Source organism: Melaminivora alkalimesophila (assembly GCF_000282995.1).
Classification (GTDB): Bacteria; Pseudomonadota; Gammaproteobacteria; order Burkholderiales; family Burkholderiaceae_C; genus Melaminivora; species Melaminivora alkalimesophila.
This window is the reverse complement of record NZ_ALEE01000328.1, coordinates 1-3,555: the sequence shown is the minus strand read 5'-3', so window position 1 is coordinate 3,555 and position 3,555 is coordinate 1. Positions and strand designations below refer to the sequence as shown.

The following is a 3,555-nucleotide window of genomic DNA, read 5'->3' as shown; positions in this document are numbered from 1 at the left end:
GCAGCCGCGGATGCCCTCCGCCAGGTCGTGGAACACCCGCACGCCCATGTGCGCCATGTCGGCGGGCACCAGCGTGCGCGGCCCCACCACGCGCACCTCGGCGCAGCCCAGCGTGGTCAGGGCGTGGATGTCCGAGCGCGCCACGCGCGAGTGCAGCACGTCGCCGACGATCGCCACCGTCAGGTCGGCAAAGCCCCCCTTGTAGTGGCGGATGGTGTACATGTCCAGGAGCGCCTGGGTGGGATGGGCGTGGCGCCCGTCGCCGGCGTTCACCACGTGGACGTGGGGCGCCACGTGCTGCGCGATCAGGTAGGGCGCGCCCGACTCGCTGTGGCGCACCACGAACAGGTCCGCCGCCATGGCCGAGAGGTTGTCGATGGTATCGAGCAGCGTCTCGCCCTTGGCGGTCGACGAGCGCGAGATGTCGAGGTTGAACACGTCGGCCGACAGCCGCTTGGCGGCGATCTCGAAGGTGGTGCGCGTGCGCGTGCTGTTCTCGAAGAACAGGTTGAAGACGCTCTTGCCGCGCAGGAGCGGCACCTTCTTGACCTCGCGGTCGCTCACCGAGACGAAGTTGCCCGCCGTGTCCAGGATGTGCGTGAGGATGTCGCGCGGCAGCCCCTCGATGGACAGCAGGTGGATCAGCTCGCCGTTCTTGTTGAGCTGCGGATTGCGCTTGTAGAGCACGGCCTCAGCCCTCCTTGACGTCAAAGTGGAAGGCACCCGGCTCGGTGCGCGCCAGCGACAGCAGTTGGCCGGCCGGCAGCGCCACGCGCGCCGCGGCGAACTCGGCCGCCACCGGCAGCTCGCGCCCTCCCCGGTCCACCAGCACCGCCAGCCGCACGCGCGCCGGACGGCCATAGTCGAACAGCTCGTTGAGCACGGCGCGCACCGTGCGGCCGGTGTAGAGCACATCGTCGAGCAGCAGGATGTCGGCGCCGTTCACGTCGAAGGGCAGCTGGGTCTGGGCGCTGGCCGCCAGGCCGCGGCGCGCGAAGTCGTCGCGGTGCAGGGCCGAGGACAGCACGCCGGCGCTGCCCTCCAGCGCCAGCTCGCGCTGCAGCCGCTCGGCCAGCCAGGCGCCGCCGGAGGCGATGCCCGCCAGCCGCGTCTGCGGCGCCATCAGCCCGCGCACGCCACGCACCAGCTCGGCGTACAGCGCCTCGGCGTCGAGCAGCAGGTGGCCCGGCGTGGCCTGCGCGGCGGTGGTCGGTGTCATGGTCGGAGACTCCTCAGGAACTGTTCCAGGATGATGCAGGCGGCGCCCGCATCCGTGTCGCGTGCGCCTTCGGAGGCGGCCTCGGCGCTGCTGTAGCGCTCATCCACCTCGAAGACCGGCAGGCCGAAGCGCCCGCGCAGCTGGCGCGCGAAGCGCAGCGCGCGCTCGGTCATCTCGTGCGGGGCGCCGTCCGGGTGGCGCGGCACGCCCACCACCAGCGCGTCGGGCTGCCATTCGCGGATGCGCTCCGCCACCTGGGCAAAGCGCGCATCGGCGCCGTCGGCGCGGATGGTGGCCTGCGGCGAGGCGGTGGCCAGCAGGCGCGAGCCCACCGCCACGCCGGTGCGCCGCGCGCCGAAGTCGAAAGCCAGGAAGGTCTGCGCGGACGCGGGCGGGGCGGCCGGCGCACGGGCGCTCATGCGCGCCCCGCTTCCGGCGAGAGCGTCCAGGACTGCAGCCCCAGCAGCGCCAGCGCGCGGTCGTAGCGCTCGGAGACCGGCGCGTCGAAGATCAGGTCCGGATCGGCCTCGACGGTGAGCCAGCTGTTTTCCGCCAGCTCCGACTCCAGCTGGCCCTCGCCCCAGGAGGAGTAGCCCAGCGTGACCAGCACGCGGCGCGGCCCGGCGCCGTGCGACAGCGCTTCCAGCACGTCCTTGGACGTGGTCATCTCCAGCCCGCCGCCGATGCGCATGGTCGAGGCGTAGGGCGAGGCCTCGCCGTCGTCTTCGGCACCACCGACGTGGGCTGGCTTCATGGCATCGTGCAGCACGAAGCCGCGCTCGGTCTGCAGCGGCCCGCCGTGGAACACCGGCGCATCGCTCAGGTCCTGGCGGCCAAGGGTCAGCTCCACCTTCTCGAGCAGGCCGCCCAGCCGGATCCCGGCCATGGGCTTGTTGATGACCAACCCCAGGGCGCCGCGCTCGCTGTGCTCGCACAGGTAGACCACGCTGCGCGCGAAGAACGAGGAAGGATCGTCCAGCCCCGGCATCGCGATCAGGAAGTGGTGGGACAGGTTCATGGGGGCACTCTCGGACATGGTCCGATTTTACGGCCCGGCAGCGCACCGCCGGCCCGCCCCGCCCCTGCCCCACTCTCAGGCGCCGACCGCCTGCGCCGCCTGCTGGGCGTAGTGCTCCACCAGGTTCAGCAGCTCCTCGTCCGAGTAGGGCTTGCCCAGGTAGTGGTTCACGCCCAGCTCCATGGCATGGTCGCGGTGCTTCTGTGCGATGCGCGAGGTGATCATGATGATCGGCAGGTCGCGCAACGCCTCGTCCGAGCGGATGTTGCGCGCCAGGTCGAAGCCGTCCATGCGCGGCATCTCGATGTCCGACAGCACCACCGCCGGGCGCTCCTCCTGCAGCCGCTCGAGCGCCTGCAGCCCATCGGCCGCCAGCGCCACGCGGTAGCCCTCGCGCGCCAGCAGGCGCTGGGTCACGCGGCGCACCGTGATGGAGTCGTCCACCACCAGCACCAGCGGAACCACCGGCGCGGCCGCGGACTGTGCCGCAATCGGCACGCTGGCGCCCGCCGCCGGGGCGCTCGCACCGGCCTGCGGCGCCTGCGCCGTGGCGGCGCGCACCTGCTCGCCGTACACGGTGGCCAGCGCCACCGGGTTGTAGATCAGCACCACCGCGCCCGAGGCCAGCACCGACATGCCCGCCAGGCCCGGCAGGCGCGACAGCTGGGGGCCGAGGTTCTTGACCACCACTTCCTGGTTGCCCAGCACTTCGTCCACGTGCATGGCGATGCGCTGCGCGGCACTGCGCAGCACCACCACCGGGCGCGTGCGCCCGGCCGCATCGGTGCTGTGCGCCGACGATTGCAGCAGCGCGCCGGCCCAATAGAAGCCGAGCTCTTCGTCGCCGTGCACGAAGCGGTGGCTGGCATAGGCCTGCTCCATCTCGGCCACCGGGCTGCGGCGCACGATCTCCACCAAGTTGGCCGGCACGCCGAAGGTGAGTTCGCCCGCGCGCAGCATCACTACCTGGGTCACGGCGGTGGTCAGCGGCAGCAGCATGCGGAAGGACGTTCCCCGGCCGACCTGCGTGTCGATCTCGATGCGCCCGCCCAGCGCCTGCACCTCGGCGCGCACCACGTCCATGCCGATGCCCCGGCCCGACAGGCCCGTGACCTCGGTGGCGGTGGAGAAACCGGGAGCGAAGATCAGCTCGCTTGCCGCCTGCGCGTCGATCTGCGCATCGGGCGCGATCAGCCCCTGCGCCACCGCCTTGGCGCGAATGCGCGCGAGGTCCAGGCCAGCGCCATCGTCGCGGAATTCCACCGAGACGTCGTTGCCTTCCTGGCGCACCGTGATGGCGATGGTGCCCACGGCCGGC

Annotated in this window: 5 protein-coding genes; all 5 read right to left on the bottom strand. The window is 72.0% G+C overall.

All coding sequences use genetic code 11. The features are described 5' to 3' along the window. Nucleotides 1-687: aspartate carbamoyltransferase catalytic subunit (locus A612_RS06115; RefSeq protein ID WP_019373636.1), on the bottom strand; the 687-nt coding region annotated here is incomplete at its 3' end. Between the two features lie 4 nt (nucleotides 688-691). After that, nucleotides 692-1,219 (bottom strand): bifunctional pyr operon transcriptional regulator/uracil phosphoribosyltransferase PyrR, encoded by a 528-nt coding sequence (pyrR, locus tag A612_RS06110; protein ID WP_019373635.1) that lies wholly within the window; start codon nucleotides 1,217-1,219, stop codon nucleotides 692-694. Then, entirely contained in the window at nucleotides 1,216-1,638 is a 423-nt protein-coding gene (gene ruvX / locus A612_RS06105; RefSeq protein WP_019373634.1) for a Holliday junction resolvase RuvX, read from the bottom strand. The genes pyrR and ruvX overlap by 4 nt, the downstream gene beginning before the upstream one ends. Further along, entirely contained in the window at nucleotides 1,635-2,255 is a 621-nt protein-coding gene (locus A612_RS06100) for a YqgE/AlgH family protein (protein WP_040436222.1), read from the bottom strand. The genes ruvX and A612_RS06100 overlap by 4 nt, the downstream gene beginning before the upstream one ends. A gap of 57 nt (nucleotides 2,256-2,312) precedes the next feature. Next, nucleotides 2,313-3,555: hybrid sensor histidine kinase/response regulator (locus A612_RS06095; protein ID WP_040436221.1), on the bottom strand; the 1,243-nt coding region annotated here is incomplete at its 5' end.